This is a genomic window from Micromonospora sp. KC606 (assembly GCF_004348675.1).
Lineage (GTDB): Bacteria > Actinomycetota > Actinomycetes > Mycobacteriales > Micromonosporaceae > Micromonospora.
The window spans coordinates 46,574-63,562 of the sequence record NZ_SMKN01000003.1 but is presented as its reverse complement, the minus strand read 5'-3'; the positions used below and the strand labels follow the sequence as shown (position 1 = coordinate 63,562).

Annotated in this window: 13 protein-coding genes; 8 read left to right on the top strand and 5 right to left on the bottom strand. The window is 68.5% G+C overall.

The window, feature by feature from the left end; all coding sequences use genetic code 11:
• Window positions 1-177 precede the first annotated feature (177 nt).
• From E1193_RS01760 to E1193_RS01725, 8 genes are all read left to right on the top strand, one after another.
• On the top strand, window positions 178-2,616 hold the full coding sequence (locus tag E1193_RS01760; protein WP_132179519.1) for an FAD-dependent oxidoreductase: 2,439 nt from the start codon (window positions 178-180) through the stop codon (window positions 2,614-2,616).
• 77 nt (window positions 2,617-2,693) lie between these two features.
• Window positions 2,694-3,827: an aromatic ring-hydroxylating dioxygenase subunit alpha gene (locus E1193_RS01755; RefSeq protein WP_132179517.1), complete on the top strand. Its 1,134-nt coding sequence runs from the start codon at window positions 2,694-2,696 to the stop codon at window positions 3,825-3,827.
• 31 nt (window positions 3,828-3,858) lie between these two features.
• Window positions 3,859-5,163 (top strand): serine hydroxymethyltransferase, encoded by a 1,305-nt coding sequence (gene glyA / locus E1193_RS01750; protein WP_347877003.1) that lies wholly within the window; start codon window positions 3,859-3,861, stop codon window positions 5,161-5,163.
• On the top strand, window positions 5,163-6,380 hold the full coding sequence (locus E1193_RS01745) for a sarcosine oxidase subunit beta family protein (protein WP_132179515.1): 1,218 nt from the start codon (window positions 5,163-5,165) through the stop codon (window positions 6,378-6,380). The genes glyA and E1193_RS01745 overlap by 1 nt, the downstream gene beginning before the upstream one ends.
• A 26-nt stretch (window positions 6,381-6,406) precedes the next feature.
• Window positions 6,407-6,712, top strand: coding sequence for a sarcosine oxidase subunit delta (locus E1193_RS01740; RefSeq protein WP_132179513.1), 306 nt, complete (start codon window positions 6,407-6,409; stop codon window positions 6,710-6,712).
• The gene (locus E1193_RS33630) at window positions 6,709-9,600 is read left to right on the top strand and encodes a 2Fe-2S iron-sulfur cluster-binding protein (protein ID WP_132179511.1); all 2,892 of its coding nucleotides are present in this window, start codon (window positions 6,709-6,711) and stop codon (window positions 9,598-9,600) included. The genes E1193_RS01740 and E1193_RS33630 overlap by 4 nt, the downstream gene beginning before the upstream one ends.
• On the top strand, window positions 9,593-10,225 hold the full coding sequence (locus E1193_RS01730; protein ID WP_132179509.1) for a sarcosine oxidase subunit gamma family protein: 633 nt from the start codon (window positions 9,593-9,595) through the stop codon (window positions 10,223-10,225). The genes E1193_RS33630 and E1193_RS01730 overlap by 8 nt, the downstream gene beginning before the upstream one ends.
• The gene (locus E1193_RS01725; RefSeq protein WP_132179507.1) at window positions 10,225-11,595 is read left to right on the top strand and encodes an L-serine ammonia-lyase; all 1,371 of its coding nucleotides are present in this window, start codon (window positions 10,225-10,227) and stop codon (window positions 11,593-11,595) included. Before E1193_RS01730 ends, E1193_RS01725 begins: the two co-directional genes overlap by 1 nt.
• A 9-nt stretch (window positions 11,596-11,604) precedes the next feature.
• On the opposite strand, the gene E1193_RS01720 is transcribed toward E1193_RS01725, so the two are convergent.
• From E1193_RS01720 to E1193_RS01695, 5 genes are all read right to left on the bottom strand, one after another.
• Entirely contained in the window at window positions 11,605-11,904 is a 300-nt protein-coding gene (locus E1193_RS01720) for a helix-turn-helix transcriptional regulator (RefSeq protein ID WP_132179505.1), read from the bottom strand.
• Between the two features lie 299 nt (window positions 11,905-12,203).
• On the bottom strand, window positions 12,204-12,833 hold the full coding sequence (locus E1193_RS01710) for an MBL fold metallo-hydrolase (RefSeq protein WP_132179503.1): 630 nt from the start codon (window positions 12,831-12,833) through the stop codon (window positions 12,204-12,206).
• Window positions 12,830-13,915 (bottom strand): S-(hydroxymethyl)mycothiol dehydrogenase, encoded by a 1,086-nt coding sequence (locus E1193_RS01705; protein WP_132179501.1) that lies wholly within the window; start codon window positions 13,913-13,915, stop codon window positions 12,830-12,832. Before E1193_RS01705 ends, E1193_RS01710 begins: the two co-directional genes overlap by 4 nt.
• 56 nt (window positions 13,916-13,971) lie before the next feature.
• Window positions 13,972-14,838 carry a formyltetrahydrofolate deformylase gene (gene purU / locus E1193_RS01700; RefSeq protein WP_132179499.1) on the bottom strand — a complete coding sequence of 289 codons (867 nt, stop codon included), beginning with the start codon at window positions 14,836-14,838 and terminating at the stop codon, window positions 13,972-13,974.
• A 211-nt stretch (window positions 14,839-15,049) separates the two neighbouring features.
• A complete protein-coding gene (locus tag E1193_RS01695; RefSeq protein WP_132179497.1) occupies window positions 15,050-16,651 on the bottom strand; it encodes a BCCT family transporter in 1,602 nt (533 codons plus the stop codon).
• Between the last annotated feature and the right edge of the window lie 338 nt (window positions 16,652-16,989).

Below are 16,989 nucleotides of genomic sequence, written 5' to 3'. Positions count from 1 at the left end.
GCACCTCCTTCCCGTCGCAGCCCTGAAGCTCCGGCGAACTTCAGATCCAAGGCCGCGACGGCGTACCGGTCCCGTCGGAGTTTCGTCCGGGACAACCTCTTGACGCCGAACTTGACACACAGGCATTGTTGCTTAGGCCGCAATAGAATGCAAGATACGCAACAGGAGGGCTGCCGCATGGTCGGACGTCGGACCGTCATCATCGGTGCCGGAGTCGTGGGAGCTGCTCTCGCGGACGAACTGTCGGCGCTGGGCTGGACGGACATCCTCGTTCTCGACAAGGGCGACCTGCCGGCCACAGGGGGCTCGACGTCGCACGCCCCGGGCCTCGTCTTCCAGGCCAGTGGCTCGAAAGCCCTCGCCCAGATGGCTCGCTACACCGTGGAGAAGTTCGTCGCCCTGGAACACGAAGGCCAGTCGTGCTTCCTCCAGGTCGGTGGCCTCGAGGTGGCCACCACTCCCGAGCGGCTCGCCGAGCTGCACCGGCGTCAGGGCTGGCTCACGTCGTGGGGGGTCGAGGCGCGGCTGGTCGACCCGGACGAATGCGTTGAGCTGCATTCCCTGCTCGACCGCGAGCGCGTCCTCGGCGGCCTGCACGTCCCGACCGACGGCCTCGCCAAGGCCCTGGCGGCGGTCGAGGCGCAGATCGAGCGAGCCAAGGCACGCGGCGTGGAGTTCCTGCCGCGCCACGAGGTCGAGCACATCGTGGCGGAGAACGGCAGGGTCGTCGGCGTTGTCACCGACCACGGCGAGATCGCCGCAGACGTCGTCGTCTGCTGCGCGGGTATCTGGGGCCCGAAGGTCGCGGCGATGGCAGGAATGAAGCTGCCGCTGACGCCCCTCGCCCATCAGCTCGCCTGGACTGGTCCGATCCCCGCTCTCGCGGATCAGCGGGAGGAGGCCGTGCGCCCGATCCTCCGCCACCAGGACGAGGACCTCTACTACAGGGACCGCTACGACACGCTCGGTATCGGCTACTACGGACACCGCCCGATGCCAGTCGATGCCGAGGACCTGGTTCCGGTCGACGAGGCCGACGTCATGCCGTCCGTGCTCAGCTTCACGCCGGAGGACTTCGCCCCGGCCTGGGACGAGACGCGTTCGCTCCTACCGGCCACGGTCGAGGCCAAGATCGAGGAGGGGATCAACGGCGTCTTCTCCTTCACCCCGGACGGGATGCCCCTGCTCGGTGAGTCCCCGAATCTCGCCGGCTTCTGGGTCGCCGAGGCCGTCTGGGTCACGCACTCCGCGGGCGTCGGCCGGGCCATGGCCGAGTGGCTGGTCGACGGCTACTGCTCCAGCTTCGACCTGCACGAGTGCGACGTGAATCGCTTCGAGGACTTCCAGCTGGCGCCTGACTACGTCCTCGAGCGCGACTGCCAGAACTTCGTCGAGGTGTACGACATCCTGCATCCGCTGCAGCCGATGGTCTCACCACGGGGCCTGCGCACGTCTCCGTTCCACGCCCGGCAGCGGGAGCTCGATGCCTTCTTCCTGGAGGCGACCGGTTGGGAGCGCCCGCAGTGGTACGGCGCCAACCAGAGCCTGCTCGAGCGGTACGAGATCCCCCAGCCGAACGCGTGGGCGGCGAAGTTCTGGTCGCCGATCGTCGGCGCGGAGGCCCTGGCCACCCGCGAAGACGTGGCCATGTACGACATGACAGCCCTCAAGCGGCTCACCGTCACGGGCCCGGGCGCCACCGCGTTCTTGCAGCGCGTCACGACAGGCGACATGGACAAGTCGGTCGGCTCCGTCACCTACACGCTCCTCCTGAACGTCGACGGGGGTATCCGCAGCGACATCACGGTCGCTCGCCTGGGCGACAACCACTTCCAGGTGGGCGCCAACGGCGCGCTCGACACGGACTGGTTCAACCGCTTCCTTCCCGGGGACGACTCCGTCCAGATCACCGACATCACCCCCGGCACCTGCTGCATCGGGCTCTGGGGGCCGAAGGCCCGCGAAGTCCTCGGCTCGCTGACCGACGCGGACCTGACCAACAACGGGCTCAAGTACTTCCGCGCCGCCCAGTTCCACGTCGGCAACGTCCCCGTCACTGCCATGCGCCTCTCGTACGTCGGCGAGCTGGGCTGGGAGCTCTACACGACGGCGGATGTCGGTCAGCGGCTCTGGGACACGATCTGGCAGGCGGGGCAGGAACACGGAATCATCGCGGCCGGCCGTGGCGCGTTCACCAGCCTGCGCCTCGAGAAGGGCTACCGCTCCTTCGGGTCGGACATGACCTTCGAGCACGATCCCTACGAGGCCGGGCTCGGTTTCGCGGTCAAGCTCGACAAGGGTGACTTCATCGGACGCGACGCGCTGCTGCGACGCAAGGAGTCGCAGACGCGCACCCTGGCCTGCCTCACGATCGATGACCCGACCGACGTCGTGCTCGGCAAGGAGCCGGTCTTCGTCGAGGGCCGGTCGGCCGGCTACGTCACCAGTGCCGCGTACGGCTACACGATCGGCAACGGCATCGCGTACGCCTGGCTGCCGGTCGAGGCCGCCGCGCCCGGACAGCACGTAGAGATCGGCTACTTCGACCGTCGCGTCCCAGCCGTGGTCACCGCCGAGCCGCTGTTCGACCCGAAGATGACCCGCCTGCGCGGCTGACCCCCCATCCGGTTCGTGTCCATCTGGCGCCGACTCGCCCTGCCACCGACTCTTCCGTCCCTGCAAGGAGCAGCAGCATGACCGTCATCGCGAACCAGATCTCGGAGAGCCTCGTCAAGACGCTTCCCGGCTCCGCCTACTCGGACCCCGACCTCTTCGCCCGCGAGCAGGAGCTCATCTTCGGGCAGATGTGGTTCTGCGCGGTCAGTTCTGCCGAGATCGGCAAGGCGGGCTCGTTCCGAACCGTTCAGATCGGCGGCGAGAGCATCCTGCTCACGCGCTCGCGTACGGGTGACGCGCGCGGCTTCTTCAACATCTGCCGGCACCGCGGCGCCAAGCTGTGCACCGAAGAGGCCGGCGAGGTCGCCCGCTCGTTCCAGTGCCCGTACCACGCCTGGACCTACGACCTCGACGGCAAGCTCGTCGCCGCCCCGAACCTCACCAAGATGCCCGACATCGACCGCGTCGAGTACGGCCTGCGCAAGGTGCACGTCCGTGAGTGGCTGGGCTATGTCTGGGTGAGCCTGGCCGAGAGGCCCCCGTCGTTCGAGGACACCGTCATCGGCGATGTCCGCACCCGCCTCGGTGACGTCGAGTCCCTGGAGCGCTACGGCGTCGAGAACCTCCAGTTGGGCAAGCGCATCACCTACGACGTGAAGGCGAACTGGAAGCTCATCATCGAGAACTTCATGGAGTGCTACCACTGCGCCACGATCCACCCGGAGCTCACCGAGGTCCTGCCGGAGTTCGCCGACGGCCTCGCAGCGCAGTACTTCGTCGGCCACGGTGCGCTGTTCGGTGAGGACATCAAAGGCTTCACCGTCGACGGCTCGGAGGGCCTCGACAAGATCCCGGGCGTCACCGAGGGCCAGGACCGTCGCTACTACGCGGTGACCGTCCGCCCCCAGGTCTTCCTGAACATGGTGCCGGACCACGTCATCGTCCACCGGATGTACCCGCTCGCCCCCGACCGCACCATCGTCGAGTGCGACTGGCTGTTCCTGCCGGAGGTCGTCGAGAGCGGCGTGGACCTGTCCAAGTCCGTCGAGCTCTTCCACCGGGTCAACCAGCAGGACTTCGAGGCGTGCGAGCGCTGCCAGGCCGCCACGGATTCGCGGGTGTACGCCGACGGCGGCGTGCTGGTGCCGAGCGAGCACCACATCGCCGAGTTCCACAACTGGGTCCTCGACCAGCTCAACCGCGACGCCTGACGGCATCCCCGCCACCCGAAGGAAGAACATCGTGAGGACTACGAACAGTACCCGCAGGGTCGGCAACGTGCTGGACCGCAGCCTGGCCGACCTCGACCCCGAGATTGCTGCCCGGATCGATCGCGAGCTCGTGCGCCAGCAGACGACGCTGGAGATGATCGCCTCGGAGAACTTCGCGCCGCGTGCCGTGATGCAGGCCCAGGGCTCGGTGCTCACCAACAAGTACGCCGAGGGCTACCCCGGCCGCCGCTACTACGGCGGGTGCGAGCACGTGGACGCCATCGAGCAGCTGGCCATCGACCGCGTCAGAGCACTTTTCGGTGCCGAGGCGGCCAACGTCCAGCCTCACTCCGGCGCCCAGGCGAACGCCGCGGCGATGTTCGCCCTGCTCGAACCTGGCGACACCATCCTGGGCCTCGACCTGGCGCACGGTGGCCACCTGACCCACGGCATGCGGATCAACTTCTCCGGAAGGCTCTACAACGTCGTCCCCTACCGGGTCTCGGAAGTGGACTTCCGCGTCGACATGGCGGAGGTCGAGCGGCTGGCGCTGGAGCACCGGCCCAAGCTGATCGTGGCCGGCTGGTCGGCCTACCCGCGCCAGCTCGACTTCGCCGCGTTCCGGCGGATTGCGGACCTGGTCGGCGCCTACCTGATGGTGGACATGGCACACTTCGCCGGTCTGGTCGCCGTCGGTCTGCACCCGAGCCCGGTGCCGTACGCCGACATCGTCACGACCACCACGCACAAGACCCTGGGCGGTCCGCGTGGCGGAGTGATCCTGAGCAAGGGCGGCCTGGCGAAGAAGATCAACTCGGCGGTCTTCCCAGGCCAGCAGGGCGGGCCGCTCGAGCACGTCATCGCCGCGAAGGCCGTGGCCTTCAAGATGGCCGGGTCCGACGAGTTCCGTGACCGGCAGGCGAGGACCCTCGAGGGTGCCCAGATCATCGCCCGCCGTCTGTCGCGGCCTGACGTCGCCGTGGCCGGCGTCTCCGTCCTGACCGGCGGCACCGACGTGCATCTCGTCCTCGTGGACCTGCGCAACTCGGAGCTTGACGGGCAGCAGGGCGAGGACCGTCTGCACGCGATCGGGATCACCGTGAACCGCAACGCCGTTCCGTTCGACCCGCGTCCACCGATGGTCTCGTCCGGCCTGCGCATCGGCACCCCGGCGCTGGCGACACGCGGCTTCGACGCCGCGGCGTTCGAGGAGGTCGCGGACGTCATCGCGGCCGCACTCTCGGGATCCGGCGGCGAGGACCAGATCGCCGCGCTTCGCGGCCGCGTCGAGGCCCTGGCCCAGAAGTTCCCGCTCTACCAGCCTGAGGAGGACTGATGGCCAAGTTGCTTCCGGAGCACCCCGCCTGGCTGTGGCGGGACCCCGATCCGAGGTCGTCGTACGACGCCATCGTCGTGGGTGGTGGTGGCCACGGCCTCGCCACCGCCTACTACCTGGCCCGCAACCACGGCATGACCAACCTCGCCGTGCTCGAGAAGGGCTGGTTGGCGGGCGGCAACATGGCGCGCAACACGACGATCATCCGTTCCAACTACCTGTGGGACGAGAGCGCGGCGATCTACGAGTTCGCGCTCAAGCAGTGGGAGCTGCTGCCGGCGGAGCTGGACTACGACTTCCTGTTCAGCCAGCGTGGCGTCCTGAACCTGGCCCATACCCTGCAGGACGTTCGCGACTCGACGCGGCGGATCCAGGCCAACCGGCTCAATCGCGTCGATGCCGAGTGGCTGGAGCCCGACGAGGTCGCCAAGGTGTGCCCGATCCTGAACGTCTCCCCCGACGTGCGCTACCCGGTGCTGGGGGCGACATTCCAGCCGCGGGCCGGCATCGCCAAGCACGACCACGTCGCCTGGGCCCTAGCCCGTGCCTGCGACGCGCTGGGAGTCGACCTCATCCAGAACTGCGAAGTCACGGGCTTCGTCAAGGACGCAAACCGGGTCGTCGGGGTGGAGACCACCCGCGGACGGATCAACGCTGGCACGGTCGGCCTTGTCGCGGCTGGCCACAGCAGCGTTCTGGCGGAGAAGGCCGGCTTCCGCCTGCCGGTGCAGTCGCACCCGCTGCAGGCGCTGGTCTCCGAGCTCTACGAGCCGGTTCACCCGACGGTCGTGATGTCGAACCACGTGCACGTCTATGTGTCGCAGGCGCACAAGGGCGAGCTGGTAATGGGGGCCGGCGTGGACGCGTACAACGGGTACGGCCAGCGGGGCTCGTTCCATGTGATCGAGCGCCAGATGGCGGCGGCCCTCGAGCTGTTCCCGATCTTCGGGCGCGCCCACCTGCTGCGTACCTGGGGCGGCATCGTCGACGTCTCGCCCGACGCGTCGCCCATCATCGGCGCGACCCCGGTGGAGAACCTCTACGTCAACTGCGGCTGGGGCACGGGTGGTTTCAAGGCGACCCCGTCCGCCGGTTGGGCCATGGCGCACACCATGGCGACCGGTGAGCCGCACGAGCTCAACCGGCCGTTCGGGCTGGAACGGTTCACCACCGGTGCCCTCATCGACGAGCACGGCGCGGCCGCCGTCGCGCACTGACCCGATCACGAGAAGAGGCGACCGACATGCTGCTGCTGAACTGCCCCTGGTGCGGTCCGCGCGACGAGACCGAGTACCACTACGGCGGCCAGGCCCATGTGCCCTACCCGCAGGATCCCAGCGCGCTCAGCGACGAGGAGTGGGCCCAGTACCTGTTCTTCCGGGACAACCCCAAGGGCCCGTTCGCCGAGCGGTGGTGCCACAGCGTCGGCTGCCGCCGGTGGTTCAACGTCATCCGTGACACCCGGACCTACGAGGTCCTCGCCGTCTATACCAACTCAGAGCCGCGCCCCCAGGTCGGCGCTGGCGTCGAAGCAGGAGGCTCGCGATGAGCAGCCAGTCCCATCGGCTTCCCACGGGAGGCCGGATCCATCGTGAGACGATCCTGACCTTCACCGTCGACGGGGTCGATTACACAGGGCACCCCGGCGACACCGTCGCCTCGGCGCTCCTGGCCAACGGCCGTGTGCGCGTCGGTGACTCGATCTACCGCGGCCGCGCGCGCGGGATCGTCGCCGCGGGGCCGGAGGAGCCCAATGCCCTCCTGCAGATCGGCGGCGACTTCCCCGAGCCGATGGTCCCCGCCACGACGCGTCCCCTCGTCGACGGGCTCGTCGCACGGACCCTCTCCGGTCTGGGTGTGCTGGACCCCGGCGGGGAGGAGGCGATCTACGACAAGCTGTTCCGGCACACCGACGTCCTCGTCGTCGGCGCCGGACCCGCCGGCCTTGCTGCGGCGGTGTCCGCGTCCCGGTCGGGTGCGCGCGTGATCCTGCTCGACGAGCAGCCGGAGCTCGGGGGCTCGCTGCTCTCGAGCCGCCAGGAGAAGATCGACGGTCGGCCGGCCGTGGACTGGGTGGCCGAGGCCGCCGCGACCCTGGCCGCTGCGCCCGACGTCACCGTCCTCACCCGGACCGTCGCGTTCGGTTCGTACGACGACAACTACGTACTGGCCGTGCAGGACCGGACGGACCCGGCCGGCAAGCCGTCGGCTCCCGGCGTCTCGCGGCAGCGGGTCTGGCACATCAGGGCAGGCCAGGTCGTGCTGGCCACGGGGGCTCATGAGCGCCCACTGATCTTCGCCAACAACGACTGCCCGGGCATCCTCCTCGCCGGTGCCGCGCGGACCTATGTCAACCGCTACGCCGTCAGGCCGGGGGAGCGGGCAGTCGTGGCCACCACCAACGACAGCGCTTACGACACCGTGGAGGACCTCCTCGCCGTCGGCGTGGAGATCGCAGCGGTCCTCGACGCCCGGGAGACCCTGTCGTCGCGGGGGACTGAGCTGGCGGCGCGTGGTGTGCGGGTGGTGACCTCCAGCACTGTGCAGCGGGCCGAGGGTGACCCCGCCGCCGGCCGACTGGCCCGGGTCCACGTCGGCAGGCTCGACGCGGACGACACGGTCAGCTTCGTGGAGACGCTCGAGGCAGACGTGCTGGCCGTATCCGGCGGCTGGAGCCCGGTGGTCCACCTGCACAGCCAGCGGCAAGGCACCCTGCGTTGGGATGACGAGCTGGCCGCCTTCCTGCCCTCGGGCACCGTGAAGGGACAGCAGGTCGTCGGCTCCGCCGCCGGGACCGTGACCCTGGACGAGTGCCTCCGCGAGGGATCGCTCGCCGGCGCCGAGGCAGCCTCCCGCGCCGGGTTTCCGGTTACTCCGCTGTCGGTCGGCGGCTCCGCGCCCCTGTCGGCGCGTGGTGAGGTCCGCCAGCTGTGGCTGGTGGCCGGCCCCGAGGGCGACGCGGGCACGTGGGACGAGCACTTCGTCGACCTGCAGCGTGACCAGACCGTCGCCGACGTGTGGCGGGCGACGGGGGCTGGCATGCGCAGCGTCGAGCACGTCAAGCGCTACACCTCGATCGGGACCGGCCAGGACCAGGGCAAGACCTCCGGGGTGAACTCCATCGGCGTCATCGCTGCCGCCCTCGGTGGGGTTGGCATGGGGGAGATCGGGACCACGACCTACCGGCCGCCGTACTCGCCGGTCTCCTTCGCGGCGCTGGCGGGACGCGAGCGCGGGTCCCTCTTCGACCCGGAGCGCACCACCGCGATCCACGGCTGGCACGTCGACGCCGGCGCCGAGTTCGAAATCGTCGGCCAGTGGCTGCGTCCGTGGTACTACCCGCAGCCCGGCGAGGACATGGAGGCCGCCGTCGAGCGCGAGTGCCGTGCTGCTCGCACCGGTGTCGCGATGATGGACGCGTCGACCCTCGGCAAGGTCGAGGTCCAGGGTGCCGACGCCGGTGAGTTCCTGAACCGGATCTACACCAACGCCTTCAAGAAGCTCCCGGTCGGCTCCGCCCGGTACGGCGTCATGTGCAAGCCCGACGGCATGATGTTCGACGACGGTGTGACGATCCGCCTGGCCGACGACCGCTATTTCATGACGACCACCACGGGTGGGGCCGCCAACGTCCTCGACTGGCTCGAGGAATGGCTCCAGACCGAGTGGCCGGAGCTGGATGTCTACTGCACGTCGGCCACCGAGCAGTGGTCGACCATCGCCGTCGTCGGACCGCGCTCGCGGGAGGTCGTTGCCAGGGTCGCCCCTGAACTCGACGTCTCCAACGAGGCCTTCCCGTTCATGACGTTCCGTGAGACCACCCTCGCTTCCGGGGTGCCGGCGCGCGTCTGCCGCATCTCCTTCTCCGGTGAGCTGGCCTTCGAGATCAACGTGGCCGCCTGGTACGGCCGCGCGGTCTGGGAGGAGGTGTACGACGCGGGGAACGATCTGGGGATCACGCCCTACGGCACCGAGACCATGCACGTCCTGCGCGCCGAGAAGGGCTACCCGATCGTCGGACAGGACACCGACGGGACGGTGACTCCGCAGGATGCCGGGATGGACTGGATCGTTTCCAAGCAGAAGGACTTCGTCGGACGCCGGTCCTACACCCGTCTCGACACCCAGCGTGCCGACCGCAAGCACCTCGTCGGCCTCCTGCCGGTGGACCGGACGACGGTCCTTCCGGAGGGCAGCCAACTGGTCGCGGCTGGTGTCGCTGTCGACGGAGGCCCCGACCCTGTCCCCATGCTCGGTCACGTCACCTCCAGCTACCGAAGCGTTGCCTTGGAGCGGCCCATCGCGCTGGCGCTCGTCGCGAGCGGAAGGGACCGGATCGGGGAGGTGCTCGTGGCGCCCGTCGGCGACCGACTCGTCGAGGTCGAAGTGACCTCTCCCGTGCTCTACGACCCCGAAGGGACGAAGCGTGATGGCTGATCTGACAGGGCTGCGGCGCAGCCCGCTCGACGGGCTCAGCGCGGACATTCGCAACGGCGCGGCCGGTGAGCAATCCGTGCGGCTCCTGGAGCGGCCCTGGCTCACCATGGTGAGCCTGCGGGTGGATCCGCGCTCGGAAGCCGCCCGCCGGATCGAACAGGTCCTCGGGACCAGGCTCCCCCGAGCCTGCGGTGAGGTCACGAGCCAGGACGCGCACGACGTGCTCTGGCTGGGCCCGGACGAGTGGCTCGTCGTCTCCCAGATGGGCGCGGACGTCCTCGTCAAGGGGGTCTCCGACGCCCTGGCGGAGCTACGGGACACCGGAGCCGCCGCCCACGCGGCTGTCGTTGATGTCTCCGCGAACCGCACTGTCCTCGAAATCTCGGGGCCGAGCGCCCGTGGGGTCCTGGAGAAGGGCTGCCCGGCCGATCTCCACCCACGCGCCTTCGACGACGGAACGGCGATCGCCACTACTCTCGCCCGGATCCCGCTGCTGCTGTGGAAGGTCGACCCGAACCTGTTCCGGCTGCTGCCCCGGGGGTCCTTCGCGCCGTACGTCGCGCGTTGGCTGCTCGACGCGATGCAGGAGTTCACGCCGGACCGTCCGGCTCTCAGGGGCGCTTGATGGCACTGTCTGCGTTCGACCTCTACTCCGTCGGCATCGGCCCGTCGTCGTCGCACACGGTCGGTCCGATGCGCGCCGCGAAGCGGTTCATCGACGGGCTGGCGAAGACCGGGCGGCTCGCGGACGTGCGTCGGGTGCGTGCCGAGTTGTTCGGGTCGCTGGGTGCCACCGGCCATGGGCACGGCTCGCCCAAGGCGGTCGTGCTCGGCCTCGAGGGCGAAGACCCGGCGACGACCGACCCCGACCGGGTCGATGGCCGGATCGACGTGATCCGGGAAACCGGCATCCTCGTCCTCAACGGCGAGGCACCGGTCCGGTTCGATGTCGACTCCGACCTGGTCATGCACCGGCGCAGGAGCCTCGCTGCCCATCCCAACGGCATGACGTTCGCCGCGTACGACGACGACGAGGTCGAAATCAGCTTTCGGACCTACTACTCGGTCGGCGGCGGATTCGTCGTGGATGAAGAGGCCACCGGGGCAGACCGGGTCGTCGTCGACAACACCCCCGTCAAGTTCCCATTCAGCACGGGCGCGGAGCTGCTGGAGATCTGCGCTCGTGAGCAGCTCTCGATCAGCGACGTCATGCTGGCCAACGAGCTGTCCTGGCGCTCTGAGCCGGAGATCCGCGAGGGGATGCTCCACCTCTGGTCGGTCATGGCCGACTGCGTCGAGCGTGGGTTCCATCGGGAGGGTGTTCTTCCGGGTGGACTGCGGGTGCCTCGCCGCGCGCCCAGCCTCTACCGGGACCTCTCTGCCAAGGGGTTCGACGACCCGCTCCATGTCGTCGACTGGGTGAACCTCTACGCGCTGGCCGTGAATGAGGAGAACGCCTCTGGTGGCCGGATCGTGACTGCACCGACCAACGGGGCCGCCGGCATCATCCCTGCGGTGCTGCACTACTACGTCCGGTTCGTTCCAGGGGCCGCCGACGACGGTGTCGTCCGCTTCCTGCTGACCGCTGCTGCGATCGGGATCCTCTTCAAGATGAACGCGTCGATCTCCGGAGCGGAAGTCGGTTGCCAGGGTGAGGTGGGGTCGGCCTGCTCGATGGCCGCGGGTGGCCTGGCCGAGGTCCTCGGCGGTACGCCGTCCCAGGTCGAGAACGCAGCCGAGGTCGGGATCGAGCACAACCTGGGCCTCACTTGTGATCCGGTGGGCGGCCTGGTGCAGATCCCGTGCATCGAGCGGAATGCGATCGCTTCGATGAAGGCCATCAACGCGGCGCGCCTGGGGATCTACGGGAACGGCAGCCACAAGGTCAGCCTCGACAAGGCGATCAAGACCATGCGAGACACCGGCCGCGACATGAAGGACAAGTACAAGGAGACCGCCCGAGGCGGTCTGGCGGTCAACGTCATCGAGTGCTGAGTCCGGGTCTCACAGGTCACCCGTGCCGGACGCCTGCTCACCGATCCAGACGGCCAGCTGCCTCCGGCTGGTGAACCCGAGCTTGCTGAGGACGTTCTGCACGTGGGTCTCGACGGTACGCGGGGAGATGACCAACGCCTCGGCGGTCTCCCTGTTGCCCGGTCCCCGGTGCACCAACGCCTGGTTGAAGGCCTCGTCCCCCAGCACGCCGCGTGCCGCGCTCAGGGCCGCTTCGTGTAGCACATCGAGGCCGGGCAGGGTCTGGATCGACGTCTCGATCAGGTCCCACTCGTTCTGCGCAGCGCCCATCAACACCGCAGTTCGCTAGCGACGGAGATCTTCCCGACGCCGTGACCAGTAGATGCCCTTGACCGCCAGGTTGTCCGACTCGGTAGCACCGGAAGTGAACCCGATCTCGCTTGGCCTGGCGTTGAGCGAGGCGACGATCGCTTCGCCAGTTCCTCGACCAGCCGCCGCGCGCTCCGGCCCGAGGGATGCAGCGAGGACGGGCTGCCGACCTGGGCGAGCTGGCGGGTTCATGGCCGCGACTGCCTCGGGATACATCGGCGTGCTTGCCGCGTGGTCGAGGCAGACAGGCTGCGACCGCATCAGTACCCTCGCGCGATCCAGTCCTCCAGGCCAGCGGCCTCGGTCCCCACCGTGGTGTCGCCACCGTGACCTGTGTGAACCACTGTGTCCCCCGGCAGGGAGAGCAACGTGTCGCGGATCGAGCCGATGATCGTCGGGAAGTCGCTGAACGAACGTCCCGTCGCGCCCGGGCCGCCGCTGAAGAGAGTGTCGCCGGTGAACACGGCCCGGAGCTCCGGGCTGTAGAAGGAGCAGGCGCCTGGCGCGTGGCCGGGCGTGTGCAGTACCACGAGAGAGGCACCACCCACCTGAAAGACATCGCCATCCGCGAGGTCGCGGTCTGGCGCGAACGGGTGGACCATGTCCCACAAGACCCTGTCCTCGGGGTGCAGGAACGAGGGCGCGCCCGTTGCCGTGGTCAGCTCCTGGACCGCGTTGATGTGGTCGTTGTGGGCGTGGGTGAGCAGAATCGCTCGTACCCGGCGGCCGGCGACTGCCTTGAGGATCGGCTCTGCCTGGTGAGCCGCGTCGATGATGACGCACTCGCTCTCGTCGCCGAGCACCCAGACGTTGTTCTCGACGTCCCACGTGCCGCCGTCGAGGCTGAACGTGCCGGCGGTGACGACGCGGGTGACCTGCGCCGCGCTCACAGTTCGACCACCGAGCGGAGCACCTCGCCGTGGTGCATCTTCGCGAAGGCGTTCTCGACGCCGTCCAAGGGGATGGTCTCGGTGATGAAGTCGGACAGGGGGAAGCGGCCCTGCTGGGCAAGGTCGACCAGCATCGGAAAGTCCCGGGAGGGCAGGCAGTCGCCGTACCACGACGACTTCAGGGCGCCGCCGCGACCGAAGACCTCCAGAAGCGGCAGCGTGATCTGCAGGTCGGGAGTGGGGACGCCGACGAGGACCACGGTTCCGGCCAGGTCGCGCGCGTAGAACGCCTGCTGGTACGTCTCAGGGCGACCGACGGCGTCCACGACGACGTCGGCACCGAACCCGCCCGTCAGGCCACGGATCGCCTGGACGGCGTCCTCGACGCGAGAGTTCACGGTGTGCGTCGCGCCGAAGCCCCTGGCCCAGTCCAGCTTCTTGTCGTCGACGTCCACGGCGATGATCGTGGTGGCGCCCGCGAGCCTTGCTCCAGCGATGGCGGCGTTGCCCACGCCACCGCAACCGATGACGGCGATCGAATCGCCGCGTCCGACGCCACCGGTGTTCACGGCGGCACCAAAGCCCGCCATGACGCCGCATCCGAGGAGCCCGGCAGCGCTTGCCCCGATCTCGGGATCAACCTTGGTGCACTGACCGGCCGCGACGAGCGTCTTCTCGACGAACGCACCGATTCCCAGGGCGGGGGACAGGGGAGTTCCGTCGGTGAGGGTCATGCGCTGCTGGGCGTTGTGCGTGTTGAAGCAGTAGACGGGCTTGCCCTTCGCGCACGCCCGGCACTGTCCGCACACGGCTCGCCAGTTGAGGACGACGAAGTCGCCCGGAGCGACCTCGGTGACGCCCGGGCCGACGGCCTCGACGACGCCGGCGGCCTCGTGGCCGAGGAGGAACGGGAACTCGTCGCTGATTCCGCCCTCCCGATAGTGCAGATCCGTGTGGCAGACGCCGCAGGCCTGAACCTGAACCACGGCCTCACCCGGACCTGGATCCGGCACGACGATGTCGACCACCTCGACCGGAGCTCCCTTGCTGCGGGCGATGACTCCCTGGACGGTGACGGGCATGACTCTCCTTGTTGCGGGCGGGATGTTGGTCGGCCGATCAGGCCGGATTGAGCCGTTCAGCGGAAAACGACGGTGCGGTTGCGGTCGAGGAGCACGCGGTGCTCACTGTGCCAGCGGATTGCGCGCGCGAGCACCTGCGCCTCGACGTCACGGCCTGCGGCGGCCATCTCAGCCGGGTCCAGCGAGTGGTCGACACGGACCACGTCCTGCTCGATGATCGGTCCCTCGTCCAGGTCCGGCGTGACGTAGTGGGCCGTGGCTCCGACCAGCTTGACGCCGCGAGCGTGGGCCTGGTGGTAGGGCTTGGCACCCTTGAAGCTCGGCAGGAAGGAGTGGTGGATGTTGATCGCGCGTCCCTCGAGCTTGCCACACAGTCCGTTGGAGAGGACCTGCATGTAGCGGGCGAGGACGACGAGGTCGACGTCGAGCTCGTCCACCAGCTCGAGCAGGCGCGCCTCAGCCGCGGGCTTCGTCTCGGGGGTGACCGGCACGTGGAAGAACGGAATGTCATTCGCCTCCGCGACCGCCTCGTAGTCGCGGTGGTTGGACACGATTGCCGGGATCTCGATGTTGAGCGCACCGGTTCGTGTGCGGAACACCAGGTCGTTCAGGCAGTGCCCGAAGCGGGAAACCATCAGGAGCGTACGTGTCGGCGTGTGGACGTCGTGGAGCTGCCAGGCCATGGCGAACTGGCTCGCCACCGAGGCGAAGTCCCGCCGCAGCGCGTCGGCGGACGCGCCCTCCAAGCGGAACTGCACCCGCATGAAGAACGTATCGGTGAGCCGGTCGTCGAACTGATGGCTGGCGTTGATGTTTCCGCCGTGCTCCATCACGAAGCGACTCACCGCAAAGACGATGCCCGCTCCCTCCGGGCACGTCAGCGTGAGCACGTACTCATGACCGGCGGAGGGGCGGGATGCCATGGCAACTCCTTTGCGTATTACACAACTCAGTGAGTTATACGCAACAGACTGCCTTGAAGCGCAGGCGCAGGTCAAGAGCTGAGTCTGTCGCTTCTTCGATGCTGGACGCTCACTTCGTCCGGTGGTGCAGGTCCTCGCGTCCGGAACGCCAGCCGGCCGGGAGCCTGGACCCGTGAAGGTCCGGCTCCCGGCCGGGCGGGAAGGTGCCGATTCAGACGAGTGGCTGCTGGGCCGCCGGGGAGTTCCCATTCGTCGCCGGGACGGGGCTCGTCTCGTCGAAGGCGCCGAGGGAGATCTCGAGCTTCTGGCGTCCCGGAGGGGGCCCAGGGTCAGGCTCCTTGCGAAGCTCCTTCACCAGTGAGACCCCGGCCCCGATCATGATGAACATGAAGGGGAACGCGGCCAGGATGCACAGCGTCTGCAAAGCGGCGAGGCCTCCGGCGTACAGCAGGATCGCCGCGACGGCACCCGTCATCACCCCCCAGAAGACGGTGACGAGGGCGCGCGGCTCGCTGCGGCCGCGACACGACAGCATGCCCATGACCAGCGCGGCGGCGTCCGCACCCGAGATGAAGAAGAGCGCCACGAGAATCACCACGATCAGGGCCGTCAGCGTGAACCACGGGTACTGGCGCAGCAGCTCGAACAGCGCGGTCTCTTGGCCGACCGCGAGTGCGCTGGAGAGGTCGGTGCCGCCGAGCTGCAGGTTGATCGAGATGCCACCCAGGATCGAGAACCAGACGAAGGTCACGAGGCTGGGCGCCAGCACGACGCCGAAGACGAACTGACGGATGGTTCGACCGCGGGAGATGCGTGCGATGAACGCGCCGACGAAGGGCGTCCACGACATCCACCAGGCCCAGTAGAAGATGGTCCATCCGCCGAGCCACTCCTGGCCGCCGAAGGCGCCAGAGCGGAAGCTCATCGGCGCGAGCTGGTACAGGTAGTCGCCCACCGACTCGGTGAAGGTGCTGAGGATGAACACCGTCGGGCCCACGACGAACAGGAAGAAGAGCAGGGCAACCGCGAGAACCATGTTCGTGTTCGAGAGGTACTGGATGCCGCGGTGAACTCCGCTCACCGCCGAAACGACGAAGGCGAAGGTGAGCACCGCGATGATGCCGATCGCGACCGGCGTCGACTTCGGGAGCTGGTAGAGCTGGTTCAGGCCGGAGTTGATCTGGAGCGCCCCGAGGCCGAGGGACGTGGCGGAGCCGAACAGGGTCGCAAAGATCGCGAACGTGTCGATGGCTCGTCCGGCCCCACCTTCGGTGCGCTTCCCCAGCAGTGGGAAGAACGTCGAGCTGATCAGGTTCGCCCGACCGTGGCGGAACGAGAAGTAGGCGAGCGCCAGTCCGACCACGGCGTACATCGCCCATGGGTGGAACGCCCAGTGGAAGAACGAGTATTGCATCGCGAGCTGGGCGCTCTCCTCGGTGTTCGGCTCGGCCAGGCCCATGGGAGGCGCGCTCAGGTGGGAGAGCGGCTCGGCGACTCCGTAGAACATCAGGCCGATTCCCATGCCAGCGCTGAACATCATGGTGACCCAGCTGATCGTCCTGAACTCCGGCCTCTCGTCGTCGGCTCCGAGCCGGATCCGGCCGAAGCGGCTGCAGGCGAGTGTGACTGCGAGCAGGACGAAGGCTGTGCTGGCGAGGACGAAGAGCCACCCGAAGCTCTTGATCACCCAGGCCAGGGCGTCCCCGGAGACAGTGGCCAGGCTGTCGTTGTCGAGGATGCCCCAGAGGACGAAGCCGACGGCCAGGGTGGCGGAGCTGGCCATGACGATCTTGTCGACCGGCAGCTGGGTCATGCGTTCGCGCCGTGGCGACACAGGTGGATTCTCGGTAGTTGTCATGCGGCGAGGTCCCTTCAGTGGGTTCCGCGTGCCCGGGCGTTGTGCGACTGTAGATCCGAGGTTGTGTGATCCGCAACACCTTGCGGCAAATGAAACAGAGGGTGAGCCCGGAATTCGCCCGGCGCAAGCACGCGTCGCGTGACGGCTTCGATGCCGAGGAGATGTCAGCCGACTGCTGGCGAGGGTCGGCGGCGTGGTGGCATCGACCCCGGCGCCCCTCGCCGATCACCTCCCGGCCAGCAGGCCACGGCACTGTCCGTCGGACGCCAGCGACGCCGAATCGGCGAACCCCG